Source organism: Gluconobacter sp. P5H9_a (assembly GCF_018812085.1).
GTDB lineage: Bacteria > Pseudomonadota > Alphaproteobacteria > Acetobacterales > Acetobacteraceae > Gluconobacter.
In genome coordinates this window covers 304,906-328,616 of sequence record NZ_JACRVW010000001.1, presented here as the reverse complement: position 1 = coordinate 328,616, position 23,711 = coordinate 304,906, and the positions used below count along the sequence as shown (strand labels likewise).

Genomic DNA, 23,711 nt, shown 5'->3' with positions numbered 1-23,711 from the left:
GCGGGTATCCTTCGCAAAAAAATGACACCCACCAGTTCTGGTGGATGCCTGAATTGTCATCTTTATAGCACGATCTCGCTTAGATCGTGAGGGCGGCCCTGATTTCACCGACCGTAACGCCCTGCCAGTTGCGCAGTGTCTGCGTCTTGGTCTCAGCGAAAATCGCATGATCTTTTGCCGTCCGGCACAGCGATTCACCACCGAAATGATGCAGCAGAGCCGACATGGCCACTTCTGCCGCCCTGTTGGCACCGTCATCCGTCTTGATGGCGAAACCCAGTCCCTGTTCCGGCAATGCTGCGATCATGACATCTTCAGCGCCCGTTTGATGAACGCACGAGTTTCGAAATTGTTCATGACCGTTGTGTCGTATCGTCCGATTCCGGCCATCATGAACAGATGGGCTGCCACAGCCTACCTAAGCCGCTGTGTCGCTTTGGCTCTCTCAGCTGAAAGGCCGACACAACTCCCGAACCGGGCAAAACCATGGGCAAGAGCCTTCAGAGGCACTGCATATGTTGGCATTGAACAGCCATCCGTTCCCCGGTTGGCAGCTGTATGAGGCGTCTGGGTCATGGAGGCCAGAACATCTGTCACGCGGCGCTGGATCTCGTGGACAGGATCAATATAGCCCAGCGGGTCTACGCCCTGATCACAAGCCAGACAGATAAGCCCGGCATGCTTGCCGGAACAGTTGTTGTGAAGCGGACATGCGGATTGATGAGCAGCTGCCAGAGAGCGCGCGGCGGGCTCATAGGTTGGCCAATGAGTTCCACATTCCAGAGCAGTCACATCCCGCCCCGCAGCGGCGAGCATGGAGGCGGCGACCCTGACAGGGGCTTCTTCGCCATTGTGAGAGGCACAGGCGAGGGCAAGAGCTTCGTCGGTAAGGCCCAGCCGGTCAGCCGCTCCACTTTCGACGAGTTCAATTACCAGAAGAGACTTGACGGTTGAGCGCGGGAAAACAGCCGCATTCACGTCACCGCAGCCCGACCGAGAGGCCGTGACTCAGCCTGTTTTCCACGCGTGACGTCCGCGAGCAATCCTGAGCCCGTCTGTCCTGTCATGTCCCTGAACCTCTGTTGTCAGCTATGGGATGGATCTTTGGCAACCAGTACATAGCAGGGCCCGTGGCCCTGTTGAGCCACCTCCAGCCAGGACTGGATTAGTCGACGTCGCACACGCAGGATGCCGATTTCCTGCTCTGGCGGAATGTCAGCCAGAGCCAATACTGCCTGAGGGCCTTCGAGAAAAACCAGCCGATCTGCGAGGGACAATCCGTCTTTGAAAATAGCTTGTCCCTGAGCAAAATCCATCAAGGCATACAGAAAAGTCTCGCCTGCCGGAGGACGGAACGCCACAGCATCAAGCATGATAGCGCCCACGTTCTCAGCAGTGAGATGCGTTACCGGAGGCTGCCAATCCAGAAGGTCAGGCTGAGGGATATCCGGGGTCTTCTTAACCCGGCGGACCTGGGGCGAAGGTGATGAGCTCTCTAGAAGAGTATCAAACGGCAGGGCGGGCGGTGGAGAACGTCGCACGCCCATGATGGGTCAGGTCCCGCTTCGAGAGCCGGTTTTCTGACAGGCGGCGCAAACGCCTTCAATTTCTACAGTCGCGGCCTCAGCCCGGAAGCCAACGTCTTTGGCTGCCAGCATCAGGGCAGGAACAATCGTTTCCTGTTCCAGCTCCCACGCCCGCCCGCAGGATTTGCAGATCAGGAACTGAGCACGATGAACGCCCCATTCTCCATGATCGCACCCATGGTGGCAGTCTGTCGCATGGGAGCAGGCAACGAAAGCACTCAGCCTTTCAAGCCGATGGATCAGCCCCTGTTCCAGAAGGAAATCCAGTGCACGGTAAACGGTCGGAGGGGCGGCATTGGGGTGCGCTGGCCGCAAACGCGCCAGCAAATCGTAAGCACCGGACGGCTTATCGGAAGACAGGATCAGCCCCAGAACCTGACGTCGCGTCTCCGTCAGGCGTTGCCCACGGTGACGGCACCAGTCCCCAGCCCGCTCAAGACGGGAGGTGATGGATGGGGAAAAGGACAGGTCCTCCGCAGAGGAGGTCTCAAAAGACGAATCCGGCATGGTCTCTCCTATATGGCATCATGCCGACTGTTTTTCGATAGAGAGCCTTGAAGCGCGCCAGAATCAGAGTGCGAAATCACGGATCAGCGACTGAATGGAGGCCAGATCAGTCTCCATCATCACATGGCGCCTGAGGTGATCACAGTCTTCCATCTTCAGCGTTCTGATCAGGCGTTTCACGCGTGGAAGAGAGGCAGAATTCATCGAAAATGACCGCAGGCCAAGTCCGATCAGCAGCGCGACAACCCGCGGGTCCGATGCCATTTCTCCACATACCGAGATAGGACGATGAGCCCGCAGGGCAGACTCTGCTGTCAGGGCAATCAGCTGAAGTACGGCAGGGTGCAGCGGACTGTAGCGGTCTGCCACCATGGAATCGGCCCGATCCACAGCCAGCGTGTACATCGTCAGATCGTTGGTCCCGAGGGCCATAAAGTCCGCATGCTGGGCCATGGTATTGGCCGTCAGAGCTGCTGCGGGCGTTTCAACCATGATACCCAGGGGCGGCAGCGGGTCCGGCAGAACGATCTGACGGCGCTTGAGGCGGCGAGCGACTTTGTCATAAATTTCCCGCGCTTCAATCACCTCATCCGCCGATGTTACCATCGGAAGGAGAATGCGGACCGGGCCAATGGCCGTATTGCCGTCAGCAGGCGAAGCCGCCCGCAGAATGGCGGCAAACTGCGTCTCCAGCACATCCGGAACGCGCAGAAGAAGACGAATACCCCGCAAACCGAGCGCGGGGTTGTCTCCATCCGCCACCTGTTCCGCGAGACCCAGGCGACGCATGCAGGCCCGCCCTTTTTCACCGCCCCAGTCCAAAACGCGGATTGTGACCGGTCGGCCGTCCATGCCTTCAATGATGGAGCGATACGTTGCTGTCTGCCCGTCTTCGTCAGGCAGATCGTCCCGCTCTCCGAACAGAAATTCACTACGCAGAAGGCCAATTCCCTTGGCACCATTGCGCAACAGCATGGGCAATTCGGCCGGGAGCTCCAGATTGGCCAGAAGCTCGATGGGTTCGCCACCCTGAAGCTGGGCAGGAAGCTTTTTCAGGCGACCGAAAGTCCGCTTTTCCTTGGCCTCTTTCTGGGCAGCTTCCCGTGCCAGACGCAGCTCTGTTTCATTGGGAGACAACGTGATAGTGCCAAGATGCCCATCGACGACAAGCATGTCGCCTTCCGTGACCTGCGCCATAAGGTTTGGCACGGCCAGAATGGCTGGAATATCGAGCGCCCGCAGCAAGATGGCCGTATGATCCGCACCGCCACCGCCTTCTGTCACGACGGCGGCAATCCGGGCAGGATCAATCATCGCGACATCAGCCGGACGAAGCTGTTCCGCCACCAGCACTGACCCAGGAGGGAGGCTGGAAAACGCACGGTAAGAGACGCCCGTGAGGTTACGGATCAACCTGCGGCCAATTTCCTCAAACTCGCCAGCCAGCCTCAGATTGGCGTCCTGTTCCTGCCCACCGTTCTCTCCAGCCATGGCTTCGGCAGTTCTTAGAACCTGAAGCGCCAAGGCTTCGCTGACATCTGCGACGGCAGCTTCAGCGCAGAGCCCCTCTTCCTCGATCCGCATCCTGACCTGCCGCGTCAGGCGAGAGGGGCCAAGCATGCGCTCATAAACCGTCAGAAGAGTCGCAATTTCTTCGCGCCCTTCTTCCGGAAGTCCAACGAGCCTGTCCCGCATTTTCTCGATCTGGCGAAGTGCGCGGGTAATCGCACCCTGAAGCCTTGTCAGCTCTGCCTCAGAACCAATCTGGCTGTATCGCTCGACGATTTCCGGAAGGGGCAGTTCTTCCACACGCCCTGCCGGGCCAAGGCCAATTGCCTGAGTAATGGCTTTACCCTGAAGGGTCAGGGAGATGTTGGACACCTTGCGGGAACGGCTTACTCTGGGGCGTGGTGCCCGAAGTGGCGTTTCAGTCACGCTCACCAAATCCGTCAGAAATCAGCGCTTCCACCGCATCCAGCGCTTCAGCAGCCTGCCGCCCGTGCGACCTGAGGGTCACAGTCTCGCCTTCTCCAGCACCCAGCATCATGAGCCCCATGATGGACAGAGCCGAGACAACGTTGCCGCCACGCTCCACCGTAGTTTCCGCATCAAATCGCTCAGCCGTGGTTACGAGCTTGGCGGCAGCCCGGGCATGAAGCCCCAGCCGATTGACGATGGTCAAAGTGCGGGGCGAGAGAGTTGTTTCGCTCATTTTACGGGACCGGCATGACACAGGGGCGCGGCCCCCCGTGCAGACAGGGGTCAGGGAGCTGGGAAGCCACCGCGATATACTTACGCCCAGCCATGGTTGCTTTTTCGATACAGCCTTCAAGATCCAGACCAACACGGGTCTTGGCCAGCTTGACCAGCATGGGAACATTCACACCGGACACAACTTCAACATGCCCCGGTTCCCGAAGGGACAGAGCCAGATTGGACGGCGAACTTCCAAAAATATCCGTCAGGACAAGAACACCCTCGCCTGTATCAAGCTGATGCAAAAGCTTGTCCGCTTCCGGCCGCAGAAGTGCTGGGTCATCGTCATCGCCGACACCGACAATGCCAATCTGGGCCTGAGGCCCGACCACGTGCACCATCGTTTCAAGCAAAACTTCGCCCAGCCTGCCGTGCGTCACCAGCATCAGACCAATCATGCAGACTTGTCCTGGACCGACGCATCATGAGGGGGAACAGCCCAGCGCCATGAGGACAGTCCTTTTCGGGCGAGTTCCCTGTGCAGGACCATCATCGGGCCAACAGGGGCGGTTCTGGGCAAAAGACGGGCCAGCTCTTCAATGATGGTTACTGAACGATGGCGGCCACCGCTGCATCCGACAGCAATAGTGGCATATTTCTTGCCCTCTTCAACAAAGCGCGGGAGCACCAGATCGAGCAGGCCGTGCACATGACTGAAGAAGGCACCGTAGGCGGGATCGGCCTTAACGTGCTGCACAACAGCCTGATCCAGCCCCGTCATGGGTTGAAGCGTGGCGTCATAATGAGGGTTACGTAGAAAGCGGGCGTCGAACACCATATCGGCTTCGCGCGGCAAACCGGATGGATATGCAAAAGACATGAGAGCCACGGTCAGGCCATCTTTTGCGTCATTTCCAAAGCGTGTTTCGATGAGCTGACGCAATTCCGGAGCGGGCAGATCAGAGGTATCGATCACAAAATCCGCATGCGCACGCAGCGGTGCCAGCAGACGCGTTTCCTGTTCGATACCCGGAAGAACCGTTCCGCTACTGACCAGCGGATGACGACGACGGGTGGCTGTAAAACGACGCAGCAGGATTTCGGGCTCTGCTGTTGCATAAAGGAGCTGGACCTGACTTCCCGGTAAGGCTTTCAGCTTGTCGATTTCATCCAGAACACCAGCGGCTTCAAAACCGCGGCTTCGAACGTCAATGCCAATGGCCAGACGTTCGCCACTTCGCGAAGCCAAAGCCTCGAGCAGATGCAATGGCGGATTGTCCACAACTTCGTGGCCCAGATCTTCCAGCACACGTAAAATGGATGATTTTCCGGCACCGGAAAGCCCTGTGACAATCAGGATCTGTCTGGAACCAGGACCATATCCTGCCGAAGGTTCGGACTCGGGAATATTCGCCGGTGTCATGTGCCCTACTCTAGCCCTTTTTCAAAAGAGAAGGAACTATTTCGCAGCTTCAGATTCCCGCAGTGTCGCCCCCTGCCCCCGTAACCCAGTCATACGTTCCCCGACAGGCCTGAAATGCGGCCATCACACGGGATGAATCCCCCGGCAGACAGCCGTTTATGTGCAGGACAACAGCTCCGGTTTGTGGGTCTTTTTCCGGGGTCGGCAGACGGTCCCCCTGCATCCCGAGCAGTACTTTGAGAATCACTCTCGCATTTGTGACAAAAGGTGTCCTGAGAATCCCCACTCCGCGCACCTCAAGCAGTCCTTCCAACGCAGATGGGGGGCTAACCAGCGGTCCATCCAACAGAACACGATCATCAGACACAAGCGAGAAACCGCGTTCCATCAGTTGCAGGGCGAGCATCGATTTTCCGGAGCCTGATGGACCGCACAGAAGGATCGCATCTCCGTCGTGTACCACGCAGGACGCATAAAATGTTTCGCTTTCAGGAAACCGTTTCTGAGATGACACTGATTGCGGCCTTTTCAAGACGGGGCTAGAAGCGTTTGCGATAGATCGAGCTGTATCGCCATCAGCTCATCAAGAGTCTGGGGAGGCAACCGCAGCCTCCGATGATGAATCGGAAATACGGATCTTATGGGCGATTTTTCCAGGAATGATATTGTTACCGTTCACGGTGACGAAGTGACCTGCACGGACTTTGACGGCCTTGGACCGCAGGGAGAACGCCCGCAGCGCCTTGCCGAAGAATGCCAGGCCGCATTGAATGCGATCTCCGGCGCTCTGGCGGAACATGGATTGACCCTTGACCAGACGCGCCACGTCGCTGCGATGCTGCGTGAAGGAGATGGCTTCAGTCAGTGTCAAAGCGCGCTTGGAGAAGCCCTCGCCTCAGCCAGACCGGCCCTGACGCTACGAATTGTTCAGGGCTTTCCCGATACCAATCAGCGGATCGCTCTCAGCCTGATTGCCAGCCCATCACCTTAAATGGTGTAACACACCACAAAATAGCTCCACAAACCATTTTTTCGGACGCACTCTCGTTTCTTGTGCTTTTTAGATAATTTTTATCGCTGAAAATCATGTTTGGCACGCCTTCTGCATAGTGAAAATTGAGCGAAATAATCGCTTCCTCTTTCACGCAGAAAGGCCCTCGTCATGTCTCGTATTCCCTTCTCCGCCTGCACTGTCCTTGTAGCTGCACTTTCGCTTGTTCCTTTCTCCCAGAGCATGGCAGCTCCCCTTCTGCCCGCTGTCGTGCCTACGACGTCCAGCCAGACAATCAGCATCTCCGGTCTGGATCTGACATCCAAACAGGGGTGGCGAACCGCAGAAAATCGAATTGACGATGCATCCCGAGCCGTATGTAACATCTCGAATCCGATGGATATGGCGACGCCGGACGATGTTGCGTCCTGCGCGGCAGAAGCCCGTAAAGGCGCTTTAGAGACTCTTCGGGACATCAGATCCGAACAAAGAAACAACCATCGGATTGGTCACGTTCTGCTTGCTGCCAAGCCCGACGTCTACCCGCATGGCTAAGGATATTATTCCGCCTTTGTGCATCCTTACGCTGGCGATTCCGTTTGCCGCTACACTCCTTTTGCAGGAAGGCAGCACGGAACAGCAGACGGGGATTATCGTCAGCGGAAATCAATTTGGACACGCAGCGTATCAGCATGTTTCGCTGCGCAGATCAGGAAGCGCGCGGCAACCTGACCACGAAACATGCACCGGAGATTGCGCCAGAAGCATCCATAATGTTCTCGGCAAACAGGCTTCCCCGCAGAGCGTGAATGATCTGCCGGCTGATCGCCAAACCAAGGCCGGAATGCTGCCCGAAATTCTCCGTCTGCGGCCGCTCTGAATAAAAGCGGTCAAAGACGCTTTCGAGCTTGCCCGGCGGAATTCCAGGTCCTTGATCGCTGATGGTGATTTCCACCACGCTACCAGTCCCGGGGCCATTGCCGGCCACTTCGCGCGCACTGGCATGAAGCGCGATGATCCCATTGGGAGGCGAAAACGAAACGGCATTGCCAATCAGATTTCGCAACACCTGAACAAGACGGTCCTCGACAGCAAAAGCCCTGAGGGGTGGCTCTTGTTCTCTCACGTCAAGACGCAGAATTGGCGCATCTTCCTTACGCGTGGTCTGGTGCATCTCGGCCAGAATGGCGAGCAGCGCCACAACCGTTACGGGTTCAGGCCGCACACGTGAAAGCTCGGCGTCGATCCGGCTTGCATCCGAAATATCCGTAATCAAACGATCCAGCCGTTTGACGTCACTGTTGATGATCCCCAACAGACGATCCCGACGCTCCGGAATGGCAATTCTGGGAAGTGTTTCAATGGCTGACCGGATAGATGAAAGCGGGTTCTTGATTTCGTGACTGACGTCCGCAGCAAAGCGTTCGATGTCATCCATACGCGCCCACAGAGCCAAAGCACTTCCACGCAGGGACCGCGCCAAAACACCGATTTCGTCACGTCTAGCCAAGAGGCGCTCCGGGACAAGGTCCTTTCGCCCGTCAGATTCCCTCATTTCATGTGAGGCACGCGCCAGCGTCAGCAGCGGGCGAGCAATTGTCAGGGACAGATACCAGGACAGCAGGACCGTTACGATCAACGCCGCCAGCACAAGCGACAGGATGGAAGAGCGAACCGCAAACAAAGATCGATCTACTTCCGGAGCATGCCGGGTCAGCTGGATTTCCCCGACCGTCAGCCCATCATGCACCACAGGCTCCACGACCGTCACAACCAGCTGATGATCCTTGGTTCGACGGATGAAGGGCGGCAGTTCAGACTGCGCTCTGAGCGGCTGTGCATCATGGGGGCCGTCAGTTGCTGCATCTGGCGTATCGAGTGTGACAATGCCTTCGCTGGATGTGAGCGGCAGCAGCGACAGGAGCCAGTCATAAAAGGTTTCCAGCGCGTTGTTTCGCGGTGGATGCCATGTTTCTCCCTCAGGAACTGCGTCGGGTGCCACAGCTTTAGGGGGAAGTTTGGGTTCCGTCCGGCTGTCCGCAACCAGCTTGCCATCCGGATCAAACAGCAAAGCATGAGCATTGGGGCTGGGTTCTGTCAGGCGCGCAAGAAGCGGCCTCGCGCGGGAATCCAGAACATAATCACCGCCTGGCGCAGGCTTTCCACCTGTTTTGGGAGCAGCACTGACCGCTGACTGCCCGATAGCAGCGGCATAAATGTGAGCCTGCTCGCGCAGGGCATTGACGTCCGTTTCGAGCAAGCCGTTCTGAAACTGGTCCAGAAACAGCAATGTCACAGCCAAAAGAGCCAAGGGCAGTATGTTCAGAAGAAGAATACGCCCCAGCAGAGGTGAGGCGAGCCTACGCCGTTGACTGCGATCCCCGTCTCCCCCCGTTCCCGCATTGACCACACGACGGATAGACTGCCAGACTCCTGCTCTGACGATAGCCGCGCGGCGGCGGTCACGCCCTTGTTCGAGGCGATCCGAATCCAGATCGTAAGGGAGTGCATGGGCCGGCTCTCTACGACCCATGACGTACCTTCTGCCTAACAAGAAAACCCGTCACAGCGCCTCACTCATCCTTGTAACGGTATCCAATGCCGTAGAGCGTTTCGATCTGATTGAAGCTGTCATCCACCTGCCGGAATTTCTTGCGAACGCGCTTGATGTGACTGTCGATCGTCCGGTCATCGACGTAAATGTTGTCGCCGTATGCCGCATCAATCAGCTGATCGCGGGACTTCACCATTCCCGGGCGCATGGCCAGCGCCTTCACCAGAAGAAACTCTGTGACCGTCAGGGCAATGTCCTGACCACCCCACAGACACTGATGTCGTGTTTCATCCAGAGAAAGCTGACCACGGACGATGGCTGAGCCCACAGTTGTGGCTCCTGCTGCTTCGGCGCGGCTGGCATCCTGGCGGCGCAGCAATGCACGAATGCGTTCGATCAGCAGACGCTGGGAAAACGGCTTGGTGATGTAATCGTCAGCCCCGAGGCGCAGCCCCATGAGCTGATCCAGCTCCTCGTCTTTCGACGTCAGGAAAATGACAGGAAGGTTGGATCGGGCGCGCAGGCGCTGAAGCAGCTCCATACCGTCCATGCGCGGCATCTTGACGTCCAGCACCGCCAGGCTGACCGGGCGGCTGGTGATTCCCTGAAGCGCACTTTCACCATCCGTATAGGTGTGAACGGTGAACCCTTCGGATTCGAGGGTCATCTGGACGGAAGCAAGAATGTTCCGATCGTCATCCACAAGCGCGATAATCGGTGCTGCAGCGATGCCAGAAGGCGTCTGACAGTTGGCCGATTGAGGCGGAAAGGAAGTGTGTGGCGTCTCCATATGGGGTCCGTCTGCTAAAATCTGATGCGTAGATTATCTATAACGCATGGCGCACTGTGGCGGGAAATAGGCATTTCAATGACATCCTACCACGTTGCAACCCTTGTCTTTGAGACAATCCGCGTTATCTCCTGAAGAAGAACGGGGCCATGAGTTGGCCCGTCCCACAAGATAAGGTCGTGACATGACAGACCAGAAGACTACGCCGGAAACTGTAAACGACGTGCCTGAGCAGGGCGTCGAGACCCCCGGCATGAACGAAACCGGCGGCGAAACGCTGGAAGAAACCACGCCGGAAGCGCGCATTGAGGCTCTTGAAGCCGAAGTGGCAGAACTCAAGGATCGCTGGGTCCGTTCTGAAGCAGAGAACCAGAACATCCGCGCCCGCGCCAAGCGGGATGTGGAAGACGCTCGTCAGTACGCCATCCAGAAATTTGCGCGTGACGTTGTCGAGGCAGCCGAAAATCTTCAGCGCGGCCTCGCCTCCCTTCCGACAAAGACCGAAGGCGAAGACAGCCTCATCACAAAGCTGCGTGAAGGAATTGAAGGCACGGAACGGTCCTTCATCAACATTCTGGAACGTCACGGCATCACCTGTGAAGACCCGACCGGCAAGCCGTTTGATGCCAACCTGCATCAGGCCATGGCGGAACAGCCCTCTGATCAGCATACGCCCGGCCACGTCATGCAGTCCTGGACGCCAGCATGGCTTCTGAAGGGCCGTTTGCTGAAGCCAGCCATGGTTGTTGTCGCTAAGGGAACGCCGGAAGCTGATGCAGCAAAGGCGTCTCCGGGTCTCGACACGACCGCCTGATCCCGCTCACGCAGGATTTCTTTTTGCGGAACGTCAGCTCTAATGGTTGGCGTTCCGTCAGACCCTGTTAGAAAATAGGGTCATGAGTCGCATTCTTGTCATCAAGCTCGGTGCTCTGGGCGATTTCGTTCAGGCGTTTGGGGCCTTCGCTTCGATCCGGGCTGCGTTCCCGCACGACAGCATCACCCTGCTGACGACCCCTCCCTTCGTGGAACTGGCAAAAGCCGCCCCCTGGTTCGATGATGTCACGACGGATCGTCGCCCGTCTCTGGCACACCCAGTCGCTCTGCTTCGCCTGTCGCGTGCGCTGCGCGGATTTGACCGCATTTTTGATCTCCAGACCTCCGGGCGGTCTCGCACCTATTTCCGGCTGGCAGGCAGACCACGCAACTGGTCCGGCATCTCTGACGGCTGCTGCCATCCGCATGCCAATCCGTCGCGCAATGAAATGCACACCCTGACCCGCCTTGAAGACCAGCTCCGTGCCGCCGGTCTTCAGCCCATTCCGCGTGAGGTTCCGGAATGGCTGAAAGGACATGGGCCAGAGATTTCCGGTCGATCTGTCGTGCTTATTCCCGGAGCGGCCCCGCATCGGCCACAGAAACGCTGGCCCGTCACGCGGTTTTCAGAGGTCGCTCAAGCTGTTGCTGCCCGCGGCCTGACTCCCGTCATTGTAGGCTGTGCGGCCGAAAAGCCTCTTGCTGAACAGATTTTGCAGGACTGCCCGAGCGCCCTGGACCTCACAGGACAGACCAGTCTGGTTGAGCTGGCGGGCGTTCTCCACAGAGCTGACCTTGTCATTGGCAACGATACCGGTCCGATCCATCTGGCCGCAGCTATGGATCGTCCTATCATCGCCCTGTTTTCCCAAGACAGTGATCCGCGCCTGACGGCTCCACTTTCGCTCACATCGGGACGCACAACCATTCTGGATGTTCCAGATCTGGCTCTGTTACCTGCATCACGCATAGAGGCTCTCCTCCCCGCATGACAGTTATCCGTTGCGTCACGATGCAGAAAAACGAGGCCGCGCTTCTTGAGCCATGGATCCTCTGGCACGGGGCCATTTTCGGTCTCTCCAATCTGACCGTTGTCGACAACGGCTCTACAGACCCACACGTCCAGGATGTGCAGAAGCGTTATGAAGCGCAGGGTGTGCAGATCATCCGCAAATATCGGTCCCAAAAGGATTTTTTGCGGAAGGGGGAAATCTTCACGGACATTATCCGGGGCTGGGATGCAGAGAATGCCTGTGATTTCGCACTCCCCATGGATTGCGATGAATTTCTTGCGTTCTTCCTCGACCGCCTATCGGTGGACCCGACGGAAATCCGTGCGCAGTTCGAGCTTCTGAAAGACGAACAGGCGACCCTGATTACCGATCGCCTTCTCCTGAACGTGCCGAATGCTCCCAATTACTACCGCCCCCAGTCGGTTCCGAGGGCACTGTTTAAGGCTCATACGATTGTGGGACTGGATCGGGGCCTGCATGCCCCGCAGACCATCTACCCAGAGCGCTGCGTGCGGACGCCCTTTGTGCATCTTCACCTGCACAATCGACCTGACTACGAAGACATACGCCGCTTTGCCCGTCAGAAGCTCGCTCATATCGCTGGCGCAATCCCTGGCGAAAAGCCAAGAGCGGGCCAGATCACACCTGAGAACCCCAAAGAGGGATATCATCTTCGGTACTATTTTCAGGCCAGCCAGGAAGATTTCCTCCGCAGCTACCTGCACACGCCCGATATTTATGCGCCCGTCATCGCAGACCATTTCCGGACGTTAGGCGTAGATCCTGCGCCAATCCTCGGAGATACGGCCGCGCCGCAGTTCCCGGTGCATGTTCCGCAGAATTTTCTGGCCCATCGTCGACTGCAAGACGGATCACAGCACGAATACGTTCTGTTTGACCCCCTCTCCTATGCCCACGAGAATGAAGATGTGGTGAAAGACGCCTTTTATGGCATCTGGCCGCTGATCCATTACATGGACGCCGGGTGGCGCGAAGGACGGCGCCCGAATGTCAGCGGAATGGAGCCATTTCTGCTTCAGGCGACAGTTCCTACCGTATAAATCCGCTTTCCGGCCGGTGCAGGGCTTGCGGCCAATCCCCGATTGGGGCCATTTACGCGTGTCTTTTTCCCGGCAGAGGGCTGCCGGGAGCAATCGCAGAGGAGCGATCCCATGCCCGCCATCACACTCCCCGACGGAAGCGTCCGCACGTTCGACGGGACCGTGACGGGCACGACTATCGCGGCCTCCATCGGTCCGGGGCTGGCAAAAGCTGCCCTGGCCATGGAGGTGAACGGCAAGCTCGTCGATCTTTCAACCGAGATTACGGACGATGCGGCCGTCAAGTTCGTCACCAAGAAGGACGATGCCTCACTTGAGATGATCCGCCATGATGCGGCGCATGTTCTGGCAGAAGCCGTGCAGTCGCTCTGGCCGGAAACGCAGGTCACGATCGGTCCGAGCATCAAGGACGGCTTCTATTACGACTTCTCCCGCGAGAAGCCGTTCACGCCGGATGACTTCGAAGCCATCGAAGCCAGGATGCGCGAAATTGTTGCTGCCAATGCCCCTTTCACCCGTGAAGTGTGGGACCGGGACGAAGCCATTCGCTTCTTCGAAGAGAAGGGTGAGGACTTCAAGGCCGAACTGATCCGCGATCTGCCTGAAAGCGAGCAGATTTCGATCTACCGTCAGGGCGAATGGCTCGATCTCTGCCGCGGCCCGCATCTTCGCGGCACAGCAGACGTTGGCACGGCCTTCAAGCTTATGCGCGTGGCCGGTGCTTACTGGCGTGGTGACCATCGCAACCCCATGCTGACCCGCATTTACGGCACAGCCTGGCGCGACAAGAAGGAACTGGACGCTCATCTGATGCGTCTGGAAGAAGCCGAGAAGCGCGATCATCGCCGCATTGGCCGCGAGATGGACCTCTTCCACATTCAGGAAGAAGCCGTCGGGCAGATCTTCTGGCACCACAAGGGCTGGCGTCTGTACACGGTCCTTCAGGACTACATGCGCCGCGCACAGTCCCGGAATGGTTACGAAGAAGTCCGCACGCCACAGCTTGTGGACCGTGCACTCTGGGAAGCCTCTGGTCACTGGGACAAGTACCGCGAGAACATGTTCATCGCGCAGGTCGAGGATGAGGACAAAACCCTCGCCCTGAAACCGATGAACTGCCCGTGCCATGTGCAGATCTTCCGCCATGGCCTGCGGTCTTACCGTGAACTGCCGTTGCGTATGGCAGAGTTCGGCGCGTGCCATCGTTATGAGCCGTCCGGCTCGCTGCATGGCATCATGCGCGTTCGTGGCTTCACGCAGGATGATGCTCATATCTTCTGCACGGACGATCAGATTGCGGATGAAACCGCAAAGTTCGTGAGGATGTTGGCCGAGGTTTATACGGATCTGGGCTTCGAGAGCTTCCGCGTGAAGTTTTCGGACCGTCCGGAGACGCGCGCCGGCTCTGACGAAGTCTGGGATCGGGCCGAAGGCTCGCTCAAGACGGCCTGTGAAATCGCTGGTGTTGAGTACGAGTACAACCCTGGCGAAGGCGCCTTCTATGGCCCGAAGCTGGAGTTCGTTCTAACGGATGCCATCGGGCGTGACTGGCAGTGCGGTACGCTTCAGGTGGACTATGTACTGCCGGAACGTCTGGATGCGTCCTATATTGGTGAAGACAGCCAGCGTCATCGCCCGGTCATGCTGCACCGCGCCATTCTGGGCAGCTTCGAGCGCTTCATCGGCATTTTGATCGAGCAGTATGCTGGCAAGTTCCCGCTCTGGCTGGCACCGACGCAGGTTGTGGTGGCGTCCATCGTCTCCGATGCTGCTGATTACGCCAATGAGGTTGCTGCCGAACTGAAGGCAGCCGGGCTTCAGGTTGTAACCGACGTTCGCAACGACAAGATTAACGCCAAGATCCGCGAACACAGCCTTGCGCGCGTTCCCGTTATTCTGGTGGTTGGACGCCGTGAAGCAGAAGAGCGCAAAGTGGCGATGCGTCGCCTTGGCGGCGCCAATCAGGAAATCCTGGGACTCGAAGAAGCTGTAAAAACTCTCACAGCCGAGGCCACCCCACCTGATATTGCCCGGTTTTCGAAGGATTGAGCGTAATACCCTTGCGCCCGGAAGGGCGCAGGACTATGTGCAAAAGGAATGGGATCGGCAAAGATCGAAACCCGCCCCTCTTTGACGAGGCGCGGGCGTTCGGGTCGGGGCTGGTCCTTGTATGAAAATTACGACAGGAGCTGACCATAGCTAGACCGCCGATGCAGGCCGCGCCCACACGTGAGGGGCCGCGCGTCAACGAGGAAATCCGTGTTCCGCAGGTTCGTCTGATTGACGAAGAAGGCGAAATGCAAGGCGTCATGACGACCCGGGATGCTCTGATGCGTGCTTTCTCGGTTGGCCTTGACCTCCTGGAAATCAGCCCGACCGCTGTTCCCCCTGTTGTGAAGATTTTGGACTACGGCAAGTTCAAGTACGAGCAGCAGAAGAAGAAGAACGAAGCCCGCAAGAAGCAGAAGGTCGTTGAGATCAAGGAAGTGAAGGTTCGTCCCGGCACGGGCGAGCATGACTTCCAGACGAAGCTCAAGGCCATCAACTCGTTCCTGGATGACGGCGACAAGGTAAAGGTATCCCTTCGCTTCAAGGGCCGTGAAATGGCTCACCAGGAGTTGGGTGCAAAGATGATGGAGCGCATCCGCATCGAGGTCGAAGAAAAGGCCAAGGTTGAGCAGATGCCCCGTATGGAAAACCGTCAGATGCTCATGGTTATAGCTCCGCGCTAAAACCGGGTTCCTACGCGATCCACAGGAAAAGCAGCCTTCTTCGGAAGGCTGCTTTTTTTATGCCTTTAGTCTTGGAGCTCGCCTATTCGCCGGACTCATGCTGATAGCCGCGATACAAATCCATGAGCTGGACAAGAGTGAGCCGGACATCGTCAACCACACTCCCCCAATCTCCTGCCACAGGCTGACGGAAAATTCGCATATCCGGATACCAGGTGGTCTGAGTTCCTGCATCTCCCCAACGCCAGCAAGCATCAGAGCGTGACAGCATCCAGACGGGTTTACACAGCCCACCCGCCAGATGAGCCATGGACGTATCCACCGTAATCAGAAGATCCACACCTGAGAGTCTGGCAGCGGTATCAGCGAAATCGAGAATATTTTCCGTCCCATCAACCAGTGGTAGTCCGGTTTCAGCAACTTGATGGCGGGCTGCTCCGATTTGGAAACTTACGAAACGCACGCCTTTTACTGAAAACAAAGGCCTCAATGTCTCCAGCGACATGCTGCGGCGGCGATCCGTCTGCGTTGCACGCAGATCATGAGGTCTTGGATCTCCGCTCCAGACAAGCCCGACGATAAAATCCGGAGGCTGGCAGGAACCTTGAACCTGGGCGCTGAGCTTGCCTCCCTGAGTTGTCATGTCTTCTTCTGACACAGACAGATAGGGAAACTGTCCAACAAACTCTGCCGTCAGTCCGAGCCTCACGGGAAGGCTCAGCATCGGGCAATGATAGTCGAAGCTGTCGGCAGGATCGAGAACCGAGACTACCCGGGATACGCCCGCTACACGCTGAACCAGTCGTACCAATGGAACTGGAACCTGCACCACAACTTCTGCCCCCCTCTGGGCCAGTATCGGCATCAGGCGGATGAAATGCAGAGTGTCTCCATATCCCTGTTCGTGATGAACAAGAATGGTGCATCCCTTCAGGGATTCCCCTTCCCAGACTGGCGCGTCGATATCAGCCCTGACTGTTCTCGAAGAGAGCCAACGACTTTCGTATTCCTGCCATCCTAAAAGAAAATCACCCGATTTCAGCAAAGCCGTCGCACGGCCGAAACGGATAACGGGATGATCAGGAGACCGTTGAAGCGCAGCATCGTAGAACTGCAAGGCTTCTGCAGAGCGGTTCAAACATTGGAGAATATGCCCGGCGTTATTGAGAGCGTTTGCATCATCCGGTTGCATTTTCAAAGCAGACTGTGCGAAACCCAGCGCCGCTTCAAACTGTCCATCGCGTGACAGAACCATACTCAGGTCGGTAGCGTATTCAGGAATAGCCGGGTCCTGCTGCACGGCAGTGTCCAGGGCTTTGATAGACCCTCCCAGATCATCCTGATGCAGCAGGGCAATGCCCAGTCGATGCCAGACCCTTGCCGCATGAGGCCTTGCTTCGAGGGCTTTGCCATAGAACAGGGATGCCCTTTCCCAGCACTCAAGACGCTCATAAACGCCACCAAGAAGAAAAATGCTCTCAGGCCTTTCTGGCAAAAGCGTTTCTGCCTCTCGCAGAACGTCGATAGCACTCTCACGCTGCCCCACTTCTTCCAGGCCGACTGCTACTCGCAAATATTCTGTGAAGGTACGACGTGTAAGCAGACAGGGGCTGGGGGAAAGTGTGGTCATTCCGACTCCTCGTCCTTTGTCTGTAAGAGGAAATTCTTAAGAATTCCTCAAACTCCATTCGTTCATCACATCGTTTCTGAGACCATATCTTTGATACGAATGAAATAAATTAATAATTTAAAAGAAATTCTCTTTTAAAATTGGACATTACAAGTCCGAAAATATTTCCAATATTTATAAAATGAGCCTCTCAGTGCATCTTATGGGCGTTTGAAAAAGAGGCTGTGATCAGAAATAAATCCGATTTCAGATCAATCATTGGGTGTCTTGGCTACGATGTTGCGCTAAGAGCGCTTTCTATTTTGTTTTCAAGGCCTCCCCGGGCTTTAACCCGCCTGGAATGGACTCCATGACCCATCCGACGACGAACCCGGCTTCACGCCCCGCCGCGCCATTTGCGGAATTTCTACTCTCACGCGCACCACGCTCACCGCTCCGTAACGCTGTTTCCGCTGCTCACTACCGCCCCGAGGCGGAATGTGTGGACGCGCTGCTGCCGCGTGCTGACCTGACACCTGAGCAGGATCGTCAAGCTACCAGAATAGCCCACGGCCTTGCTGAGGCCGCACGAGACTCCTCGCCCGATATTGTGGGGAGCCTTTTGCAGGCATTCCCTCTGTCTTCACCTGAAGGGCAATCTGTTCTGGCTCTGGAAGAGGCACTCCTGCGCATTCCGGATTCTGCGACTCAGGATGCGCTGATCCGTTCTCTCGTGGGAGCTACCGACTGGGGACGGCATATCAGTAAACGCCGTGTGTCGGTTGTGAACTCGATTGCGTTGAACCTGTCCCTTGCAGGACGTTTCAACCAGAGCAAGGGGTTCAGCCTTCGTCGGCTAACCCTTCAGACATCTACTCCCATGGTTCGTCGCAGTCTGGAAAAAGCTATTCGTGCCGTAGGGAACGGATTCATTCTGGGCTCTACGCTGGCTCAGGCTCTGAGACTGTCCGCCCCTGCAGAAAAATACGGGCTGACATATGCATATGATCCGCAGGTCAACACCGCTCTGACGGCTCATCAAGCCCTCGATGCCCTTACCGTCTATGAAGACGCACTGGAAGATATCAGCCAACACGCGGGCATCACCGGCGACTTTCATGACCGCCCGATGCTGTATGTACGTCTGCCCGCATTGAGCGCGCGATTCAGCCGTTTCAGACGCGAGCGGATCATGACAGAGCTGTTGCCGATCCTGCAAAGGCTTACCATCCGGGCACGGCAACTGGATGTCGGCATCCTGCTCTCCAGCGAAGACAGCACACATCTTGAGCTGACGCTGGATCTGCTTGAGGCTCTCTGTGTGTTGCCTGAACTGGGGAACTGGAACGGGCTTGGCATGACCGTCCAGACCTATGATCGTCGTGCTTCAGCTGTCGTAGATTTTCTTATTGATCTGGGACGGCGCACCGGGCGCCGCGTTCTTGTCAGACTGGTCAAAGGCTCCTGCTGGAATTCGGAAATTCGACAAGCCCAGAAAACCGGACTGGCTGACTTCCCTGTTTTCACGCGCCGTTGCCACACGGATGTGAGTTATCTCGCCTGCGCACGACAGCTTCTTGAATCGCTGGATGCCACCTACCCGCAGTTTGCCACCCATAACCCGCGGACTATTGGTCATATTCTGGCGCTCGCAGGGCAGGTTCGGCCGGGAGATTTTGAGTTCGCATGCCTGCATGGGCTGGGGCTGGCTCTCGCGCAGCATCTGCGAAACCAACAGGGCATGAACCTGCCCTGCCGGGTTCATGCTCCCATTGGAGAAGTCGCGGCACTCATGCCCAGTTTCGTCAGACAGCTACTGGAAAATGGAGCTGCCTCGCTTGTTGTCAGCCGCGACGAAGATCCGGCCATTACGATCGAAGCGTTAACGGCTGACCCCGTCGAGGCAACACGCGCCATTCTGAGAACCGAGCGCCCTAATCGTGCGGTTCGTGCACCGTCAGATATTTTCCAGCCTGGGCGACGCAACGCGGCAGGTCTGGATCTTTTCAACGAGCTGACACTTCGTGTCCTCCATGAAACCCTTGATGGAGATGCGCCCTTCCTCCACGCCCGAGCTCTGACGCCGGGTGTCACCAGTCAGCACGACCGCTCCCGTCTGCTCTACAACCCCGCAGACCGACATGACCCGATCGGAGACGTTGTCGAGACTGATGGAAAGACACTGCTGTCTGCACTGGAGACAGCGGAGCGTGCGCTTGCCAGTTGGGCAGGCAGCAGCCCTGAAGTGCGGATTGCCTGTCTGGGGAAAGCTGCTGATCTGATTGAGGCCCACCGGATTGAGCTAATGGCGCTTCTGGTACGGGAAGCTGGAAAGACCCTTCCAGCTGCTCAGGATGAAGTCCGTGAGGCCGTCAGTATTCTTCGCCATGATGCGGAACGCCTGCAAGGGCGAGATTATCATTTGCAGGCCTCACCGCTCGGCCTTGTTGCGTGTATCAGCCCCTGGAGCAGCCCACTGGCGGCGTTCGTGCAACAGATTTCCGTCTCTCTTGCCGCGGGAAACGTTGTTCTGGCCAAGCCAGCCGAGCAAACCCCGTTTATTGCAAGCCGCACCGTTCAGCTTCTGCATGATGCTGGGATTCCACCTGAAGTTCTGCACCTTTTACCCGGCGACGGATCGGTGGGAGAGCGTCTGGTAGCTGATCACCGGGTCGATGCCGTGATGTTCACCGGCTCAACGCCCGTTGGCAAAGCCGTTTCACGCCAGATCTTTGATCGGCAGGGGCGCACGGGCACACCTGTTCCTCTTGTGGCGCGCACGGGTGGACAGAATGCAATGCTGGTCGATAGCTCCGCGCATGCAGAACAGGTCGTGCAGGATATTCTGAGCTCTGCTTTTGACCGTGCGGGGCAACGCTGTTCGTCTCTTCGTATCCTGTTGATCCAAGAAGACTGTGCAGACCATGTTCTTGAGCTTCTGAAGGGCGCAATTCAGGATCTGGCTATTGGGAATCCGGCACGCCTTTCAACGGATATCGGGCCAATTATTTCTCCGGAAGCCCGGACAGAAGCGATGGATCATATTGAAATGATGCGTCGGGCAGGCCGAACGGTCTGGTCCCCCGAACTGGGTGAAAACTGTCGATACGGCCATTTCCTTCCCCCGACGCTGATTGAAATCGGCCGCGTTGCCGATATTCCGCATGAAGTGTTCGGGCCGGTCCTGCATGTGCGTCGCTTCAATCGCAACGAAATGGACGGCGTGATCGACGCTGTAAACTCCATGGGGTACGGCCTGACTTTTGGCGTTCATTCGCGTGTCGCCATGACAGTGGATCGCACGACTAACCGCATTCAGGCGGGGAACATCTACGTCAATCGGGCCATAACAGGGGCAGTTATTGGCTCACAACCTTTTGGTGGGTCCGGACTTTCCGGTTGTGGCCCCAAGGCAGGCGGTCCTTTTGCCCTCCGCCGCATGAGTGCCAGCACATCCCCATGGTTTGCGCCTAAAGATGCAAATCCGGGTAGTATCCCGCGCCATGCGCAGAGTTTGGTGACGTTTCTTGAAAGCCGGGATGCCGTCTCAGCCCGCCAGATCCGACAGGATATTGCGCATGCCATGACGGGCTTCTCAATGACACTGCCCGGCCCCGCTGGAGAGACCAACACACTGACACTCAAGCCCTGTGGCCCGGTACTCTGCGCAGGTGAAAGCTGGCCTGCCATTCTCAGGGCTGTCGGTATGGCTCTGGGAACCGGCAACCCTGCTCTGGTTCTTGGCCCAGATCATGCACTGGACTGGATGCAGCGCCTCTCTCCCGGTTTGGCCGACCGTATCCAGCGCGTTGATCCAGGGGCCTTGCCGGAATGTGCTGTCATGATCATGGAAAGACACTCCCCCCGCGCGCTGCAGGCTGCCTCAACCCTGACAGCACGCGAAGGGCGCATTGTTCCCATTCATGTGTTGGATTGTCTGCGCCCCGAATGGCTTCTGGAAGAGCACGTCGTGACCGTTAATACAGCTGCCCTTTGCGGCGATCTGACCACGATGGCTCTGTCCTGAAAGCACTTCAGTGATGAAGACTGGCCGTAACGTCCCACGTAATTTTCTGCGTCTCTGAGCGGCCATCTTCAGCAGGGTCCAGGGAATAGACCTGATGAACAATCGCGTCATCCAGGTTGGTCATGGAAAAACTACCCTGCTGTGGCTGCTTCTTCTGTACGAAGCTGCCCAGAATGCTCTCGGTGGTGTCGTAATCCTTAAGCGCCGGATTTGTGAGAGCGATCATGGAGACATACTCGTAAAGAGACGGCCATGAGACGCCATCCATCTTCGAAAGATCTACCGTCACAGCCATATACTTGATCGTTTCGACCGTCTGTGATCCGAGGAAAGACGTCATTAACGGCTCATGTACATAAGCTGGGGCCATAAGTGTGGGACCAACATGCATGGGCATGTGGTAAGTGTCCTCAATCCCGACATCCGCAAACCAGCGAACAGGATAACTTTCCTGCAGGGCTTTCTTCACGCGTGGAGACGGAAGACGAATGTTGTCATTAAAGACGGGCGATGTGTCGAGACCCTGCATGAGATAGGGATCACGATCCAGAATATGGGAAATGAGATCATCTTCATGGACAGTCGCGAGAATGAAAAGACGGGGTATCCTGCAATTCGCCCGCAGGTGAACACCATATTTCGCAAAACGCTCCGCCAGATGGGTCTGAAAATTCTCTTCCACCCCGGCTGGAAAACCAATGAACTGCGAACAGACCCTTCGGTCCCAACGAGCAATCTGACGACCACTGGCAGGCTGAACGATTTCTTCCACGGCATGTCGGGTCTGATCGGCAGAGTAACCCTGTACGACCAGTTTCTCCTGAGCGTGAAGAGAGGGCGCGAAGGCAAACAATGCGGCAATAAGAGGCATCCAGACTTTCATGAAACAGCCCTTCACAACGCTTCATGTCAAAACATGTCTGAACTTTTCTATTTACACAACTATTTCGAATAAAAAATGAAGGTTATCTTATCGGCTGGCCTTGCGAACCAGCCGCTGGAGTACGGGCCGCACCTTCAAAAACTGCCCATACAGGGCCTCCAGGCCTTTAAGCACTAGCGGGTAACGGGCAATTTCTCCCAAAGGCTGGAGAATTGGGATGGCACGCCACATGGCCGCAAAAGCGGCCGCACCGTCATAAAGCTGCTCGCCCTCTCTGGCATGAAACCGGGCGAGCAAGGCCTCCCGATCCAGCGGGCAATCCGTAATGTCGCCAGAAGCATCAATGAAATCAATGTTCCCGCGCCAGTCGAGCCGACGCATAAGGGCGATTTCCCGCTGGCATAAAGGACAATTTCCATCATGCCAGACCGTCAAACGTGACATGTCAGGGAGCCAGTTCGGCTTCAACACTCACTGTGACGCGAAGAGTTTGTTCCTGCGGAGTGCCTTGTGGCGGTGTGAACGAATCGCTGGCAGCCCGGGCCGCCATCAGCATAACGGGACGTGGCCCTGGCTCTATGGAGGACACACGGATCTGCTTCAACCGGACCACATGCAAGCCGAGCGTTTTGGCACTTTCTTCAGCTTCCTGGCGAACTTTCTGAAGCGCCTGAGTGCGGGCCTGACGCAGGAGCGTTTCCCGTGTTTCGGAGTCCAAAGACCAGTCCAGCCCATCCATCATCAGGCCATGACTTTGCAACTTGCCTGACAGAGCAAGAAGCGACACAGCATCCTTACCGCTCAAACTCAGATCCTGACGAGCGGTCCAGCGCGTTGGGCCGTGTTCCGGCGTCTGGTCTGACAGGGAATAACTGCCAGCCTGAGCTTCAATCCCTGAGAGCCCGGATGCCGTTTTCATGGCTTCCGCCATATGGGCATTCAGGGCTTTCTGAGCCTCAATTGCAGAGGCACTCTCCGCCCGCCCGAAAAGACGTACCGTCAGAAGCGTTGGCGCTGCATGGGCTTCACCCGTGACTGTAAAATCAAGCTCTGTTCCAGTTGTCTGGGGTTCCGCTGCCCGTGCCTGACAGAAAATCGCCAGAGACAGGACAGCTAGCGGCGTGGCCAGACGGAAAAGACGCTTCATGAATGCTCCTCACTATGTTCCAGAAGCACCAACGCACGACGCAGCCTTGCGATCCCTGCGCGCAAATGGTGATGCTTGCAGAGTGTATCGCCCTCTGTGCGCAGGCGGCGCGCATCATCCATGGCTCCTACAGGAATGCCATGTGGCGTCGCCAGAAGATGGTCCACATTTTGTGTAAGCTGCGTGCAGTATTCCGCACTGTCAGAGGTCACGGAAATGACGCCCTCTTCTTTCCCGCTAACAGGTCGGGCAGGCGCATTCTGCGATGGCGTATGCCCAACGGGGGCAGCCGCGAGGCTTCCCACCAGACCCAGAAGACAGACAGACATTGGAGGCAGAAGACGCATTCGGCCTTCTTTACATGGTCTCACCTAAGCCA

The 23,711-nt window shown here is 57.0% G+C and carries 22 protein-coding genes and 1 pseudogene; 8 read left to right on the top strand and 15 right to left on the bottom strand.

The features are described from left to right. Positions 1–79: 79 nt before the first annotated feature. The 8 genes and pseudogenes from KP708_RS01475 to KP708_RS15655 all read right to left on the bottom strand — a co-directional run bounded on the left by KP708_RS01475 (position 80) and on the right by KP708_RS15655 (position 6,226). A pseudogene (locus KP708_RS01475) lies at positions 80–1,067 on the bottom strand (asparaginase). Between the two features lie 18 nt (positions 1,068–1,085). Continuing rightward, the gene (locus KP708_RS01470) at positions 1,086–1,547 is read right to left on the bottom strand and encodes a hypothetical protein (RefSeq protein WP_215749960.1); all 462 of its coding nucleotides are present in this window, start codon (positions 1,545–1,547) and stop codon (positions 1,086–1,088) included. 6 nt (positions 1,548–1,553) lie between these two features. Continuing rightward, positions 1,554–2,093 (bottom strand): Fur family transcriptional regulator, encoded by a 540-nt coding sequence (locus KP708_RS01465; protein WP_215749958.1) that lies wholly within the window; start codon positions 2,091–2,093, stop codon positions 1,554–1,556. A 63-nt stretch (positions 2,094–2,156) separates the two neighbouring features. Further along, positions 2,157–4,034 (bottom strand): phosphoenolpyruvate--protein phosphotransferase, encoded by a 1,878-nt coding sequence (gene ptsP / locus KP708_RS01460; RefSeq protein WP_371822693.1) that lies wholly within the window; start codon positions 4,032–4,034, stop codon positions 2,157–2,159. Beyond that, on the bottom strand, positions 4,021–4,305 hold the full coding sequence (locus tag KP708_RS01455; RefSeq protein WP_086633508.1) for an HPr family phosphocarrier protein: 285 nt from the start codon (positions 4,303–4,305) through the stop codon (positions 4,021–4,023). Before KP708_RS01455 ends, ptsP begins: the two co-directional genes overlap by 14 nt. Position 4,306: 1 nt before the next feature. Next, a complete protein-coding gene (locus KP708_RS01450; protein WP_086633509.1) occupies positions 4,307–4,747 on the bottom strand; it encodes a PTS sugar transporter subunit IIA in 441 nt (146 codons plus the stop codon). After that, positions 4,744–5,712 carry an RNase adapter RapZ gene (gene rapZ / locus KP708_RS01445; protein WP_211495539.1) on the bottom strand — a complete coding sequence of 323 codons (969 nt, stop codon included), beginning with the start codon at positions 5,710–5,712 and terminating at the stop codon, positions 4,744–4,746. The genes KP708_RS01450 and rapZ overlap by 4 nt, the downstream gene beginning before the upstream one ends. Positions 5,713–5,761: 49 nt before the next feature. Next, positions 5,762–6,226 (bottom strand): HPr kinase/phosphorylase, encoded by a 465-nt coding sequence (locus tag KP708_RS15655; protein WP_371822692.1) that lies wholly within the window; start codon positions 6,224–6,226, stop codon positions 5,762–5,764. Positions 6,227–6,352: 126 nt separating this feature from the next. Between KP708_RS15655 and KP708_RS15650 the strand changes: the two genes are divergently transcribed. Together KP708_RS15650 and KP708_RS01430 are read left to right on the top strand one after the other, a co-directional pair. Further along, positions 6,353–6,703, top strand: a complete 351-nt coding sequence (locus KP708_RS15650; RefSeq protein WP_046900628.1) for an endoribonuclease L-PSP — start codon at positions 6,353–6,355, stop codon at positions 6,701–6,703. Between the two features lie 171 nt (positions 6,704–6,874). Further along, positions 6,875–7,258 carry a UrcA family protein gene (locus KP708_RS01430; RefSeq protein WP_215749954.1) on the top strand — a complete coding sequence of 128 codons (384 nt, stop codon included), beginning with the start codon at positions 6,875–6,877 and terminating at the stop codon, positions 7,256–7,258. A gap of 154 nt (positions 7,259–7,412) precedes the next feature. Here KP708_RS01430 and KP708_RS01425 read toward each other — a convergent pair whose 3' ends face one another. Together KP708_RS01425 and KP708_RS01420 are read right to left on the bottom strand one after the other, a co-directional pair. Further along, the gene (locus KP708_RS01425; protein ID WP_215749952.1) at positions 7,413–9,236 is read right to left on the bottom strand and encodes a stimulus-sensing domain-containing protein; all 1,824 of its coding nucleotides are present in this window, start codon (positions 9,234–9,236) and stop codon (positions 7,413–7,415) included. A gap of 40 nt (positions 9,237–9,276) precedes the next feature. Further along, the gene (locus KP708_RS01420; protein WP_086633513.1) at positions 9,277–10,047 is read right to left on the bottom strand and encodes a response regulator transcription factor; all 771 of its coding nucleotides are present in this window, start codon (positions 10,045–10,047) and stop codon (positions 9,277–9,279) included. A gap of 184 nt (positions 10,048–10,231) precedes the next feature. Between KP708_RS01420 and KP708_RS01415 the strand changes: the two genes are divergently transcribed. The 5 genes from KP708_RS01415 to infC all read left to right on the top strand — a co-directional run bounded on the left by KP708_RS01415 (position 10,232) and on the right by infC (position 15,666). Beyond that, on the top strand, positions 10,232–10,861 hold the full coding sequence (locus KP708_RS01415; RefSeq protein ID WP_064274586.1) for a nucleotide exchange factor GrpE: 630 nt from the start codon (positions 10,232–10,234) through the stop codon (positions 10,859–10,861). A gap of 82 nt (positions 10,862–10,943) precedes the next feature. Next, entirely contained in the window at positions 10,944–11,852 is a 909-nt protein-coding gene (locus tag KP708_RS01410; RefSeq protein WP_215749950.1) for a glycosyltransferase family 9 protein, read from the top strand. Continuing rightward, a complete protein-coding gene (locus KP708_RS01405) occupies positions 11,849–12,934 on the top strand; it encodes a glycosyltransferase family 2 protein (protein ID WP_215749948.1) in 1,086 nt (361 codons plus the stop codon). Before KP708_RS01410 ends, KP708_RS01405 begins: the two co-directional genes overlap by 4 nt. Before the next feature lie 111 nt (positions 12,935–13,045). Further along, on the top strand, positions 13,046–14,983 hold the full coding sequence (gene thrS, locus KP708_RS01400; RefSeq protein ID WP_215749947.1) for a threonine--tRNA ligase: 1,938 nt from the start codon (positions 13,046–13,048) through the stop codon (positions 14,981–14,983). Between the two features lie 161 nt (positions 14,984–15,144). Beyond that, complete coding sequence (gene infC, locus KP708_RS01395) at positions 15,145–15,666, top strand: translation initiation factor IF-3 (protein WP_046900620.1); 522 nt, start codon at positions 15,145–15,147, stop codon at positions 15,664–15,666. Positions 15,667–15,748: 82 nt separating this feature from the next. Here the strand turns inward: infC and KP708_RS01390 are convergent, their stop codons facing one another. Beyond that, positions 15,749–17,296: a tetratricopeptide repeat protein gene (locus KP708_RS01390; RefSeq protein WP_215749945.1), complete on the bottom strand. Its 1,548-nt coding sequence runs from the start codon at positions 17,294–17,296 to the stop codon at positions 15,749–15,751. Positions 17,297–17,645: 349 nt separating this feature from the next. Here KP708_RS01390 and putA point away from each other — a divergent pair, with 349 nt between their 5' ends. Then, the gene (gene putA, locus KP708_RS01385; protein ID WP_215749943.1) at positions 17,646–21,302 is read left to right on the top strand and encodes a bifunctional proline dehydrogenase/L-glutamate gamma-semialdehyde dehydrogenase PutA; all 3,657 of its coding nucleotides are present in this window, start codon (positions 17,646–17,648) and stop codon (positions 21,300–21,302) included. 7 nt (positions 21,303–21,309) lie between these two features. On the opposite strand, the gene KP708_RS01380 is transcribed toward putA, so the two are convergent. The 4 genes from KP708_RS01380 to KP708_RS01365 form a co-directional block, all read right to left on the bottom strand. Further along, the gene (locus tag KP708_RS01380) at positions 21,310–22,185 is read right to left on the bottom strand and encodes a hypothetical protein (protein WP_215749941.1); all 876 of its coding nucleotides are present in this window, start codon (positions 22,183–22,185) and stop codon (positions 21,310–21,312) included. An 87-nt stretch (positions 22,186–22,272) separates the two neighbouring features. After that, entirely contained in the window at positions 22,273–22,629 is a 357-nt protein-coding gene (locus tag KP708_RS01375; protein WP_215749939.1) for a thiol-disulfide oxidoreductase DCC family protein, read from the bottom strand. A 1-nt stretch (position 22,630) separates the two neighbouring features. Further along, positions 22,631–23,332, bottom strand: coding sequence for an SIMPL domain-containing protein (locus tag KP708_RS01370; protein ID WP_215749937.1), 702 nt, complete (start codon positions 23,330–23,332; stop codon positions 22,631–22,633). Continuing rightward, positions 23,329–23,679 (bottom strand): hypothetical protein, encoded by a 351-nt coding sequence (locus KP708_RS01365; RefSeq protein ID WP_215749935.1) that lies wholly within the window; start codon positions 23,677–23,679, stop codon positions 23,329–23,331. Before KP708_RS01365 ends, KP708_RS01370 begins: the two co-directional genes overlap by 4 nt. Positions 23,680–23,711 lie beyond the last annotated feature (32 nt).

What these genes read in the sequence shown, in the direction of transcription:
- KP708_RS01450 (WP_086633509.1), bottom strand. Translation starts at nt 4,747, where the DNA reads ATGATTGGTCTGATGCTGGTGACGCACGGCAGGCTGGGCGAAGTTTTG.
- KP708_RS01380 (WP_215749941.1), bottom strand. Translation starts at nt 22,185, where the DNA reads ATGAAAGTCTGGATGCCTCTTATTGCCGCATTGTTTGCCTTCGCGCCC.
- KP708_RS01365 (WP_215749935.1), bottom strand. Translation starts at nt 23,679, where the DNA reads ATGCGTCTTCTGCCTCCAATGTCTGTCTGTCTTCTGGGTCTGGTGGGA.
- infC (WP_046900620.1), top strand. Translation starts at nt 15,145, where the DNA reads ATGCAGGCCGCGCCCACACGTGAGGGGCCGCGCGTCAACGAGGAAATC.
- KP708_RS01410 (WP_215749950.1), top strand. Translation starts at nt 10,944, where the DNA reads ATGAGTCGCATTCTTGTCATCAAGCTCGGTGCTCTGGGCGATTTCGTT.
- KP708_RS01415 (WP_064274586.1), top strand. Translation starts at nt 10,232, where the DNA reads ATGACAGACCAGAAGACTACGCCGGAAACTGTAAACGACGTGCCTGAG.
- KP708_RS01470 (WP_215749960.1), bottom strand. Translation starts at nt 1,547, where the DNA reads ATGGGCGTGCGACGTTCTCCACCGCCCGCCCTGCCGTTTGATACTCTT.
- KP708_RS01455 (WP_086633508.1), bottom strand. Translation starts at nt 4,305, where the DNA reads ATGAGCGAAACAACTCTCTCGCCCCGCACTTTGACCATCGTCAATCGG.
- KP708_RS15650 (WP_046900628.1), top strand. Translation starts at nt 6,353, where the DNA reads ATGGGCGATTTTTCCAGGAATGATATTGTTACCGTTCACGGTGACGAA.
- KP708_RS01375 (WP_215749939.1), bottom strand. Translation starts at nt 22,629, where the DNA reads ATGTCACGTTTGACGGTCTGGCATGATGGAAATTGTCCTTTATGCCAG.
- thrS (WP_215749947.1), top strand. Translation starts at nt 13,046, where the DNA reads ATGCCCGCCATCACACTCCCCGACGGAAGCGTCCGCACGTTCGACGGG.
- rapZ (WP_211495539.1), bottom strand. Translation starts at nt 5,712, where the DNA reads ATGACACCGGCGAATATTCCCGAGTCCGAACCTTCGGCAGGATATGGT.
- KP708_RS01370 (WP_215749937.1), bottom strand. Translation starts at nt 23,332, where the DNA reads ATGAAGCGTCTTTTCCGTCTGGCCACGCCGCTAGCTGTCCTGTCTCTG.
- KP708_RS01425 (WP_215749952.1), bottom strand. Translation starts at nt 9,236, where the DNA reads ATGGGTCGTAGAGAGCCGGCCCATGCACTCCCTTACGATCTGGATTCG.
- KP708_RS01390 (WP_215749945.1), bottom strand. Translation starts at nt 17,296, where the DNA reads ATGACCACACTTTCCCCCAGCCCCTGTCTGCTTACACGTCGTACCTTC.
- KP708_RS01405 (WP_215749948.1), top strand. Translation starts at nt 11,849, where the DNA reads ATGACAGTTATCCGTTGCGTCACGATGCAGAAAAACGAGGCCGCGCTT.
- KP708_RS01430 (WP_215749954.1), top strand. Translation starts at nt 6,875, where the DNA reads ATGTCTCGTATTCCCTTCTCCGCCTGCACTGTCCTTGTAGCTGCACTT.
- KP708_RS01465 (WP_215749958.1), bottom strand. Translation starts at nt 2,093, where the DNA reads ATGCCGGATTCGTCTTTTGAGACCTCCTCTGCGGAGGACCTGTCCTTT.
- putA (WP_215749943.1), top strand. Translation starts at nt 17,646, where the DNA reads ATGACCCATCCGACGACGAACCCGGCTTCACGCCCCGCCGCGCCATTT.
- KP708_RS01420 (WP_086633513.1), bottom strand. Translation starts at nt 10,047, where the DNA reads ATGGAGACGCCACACACTTCCTTTCCGCCTCAATCGGCCAACTGTCAG.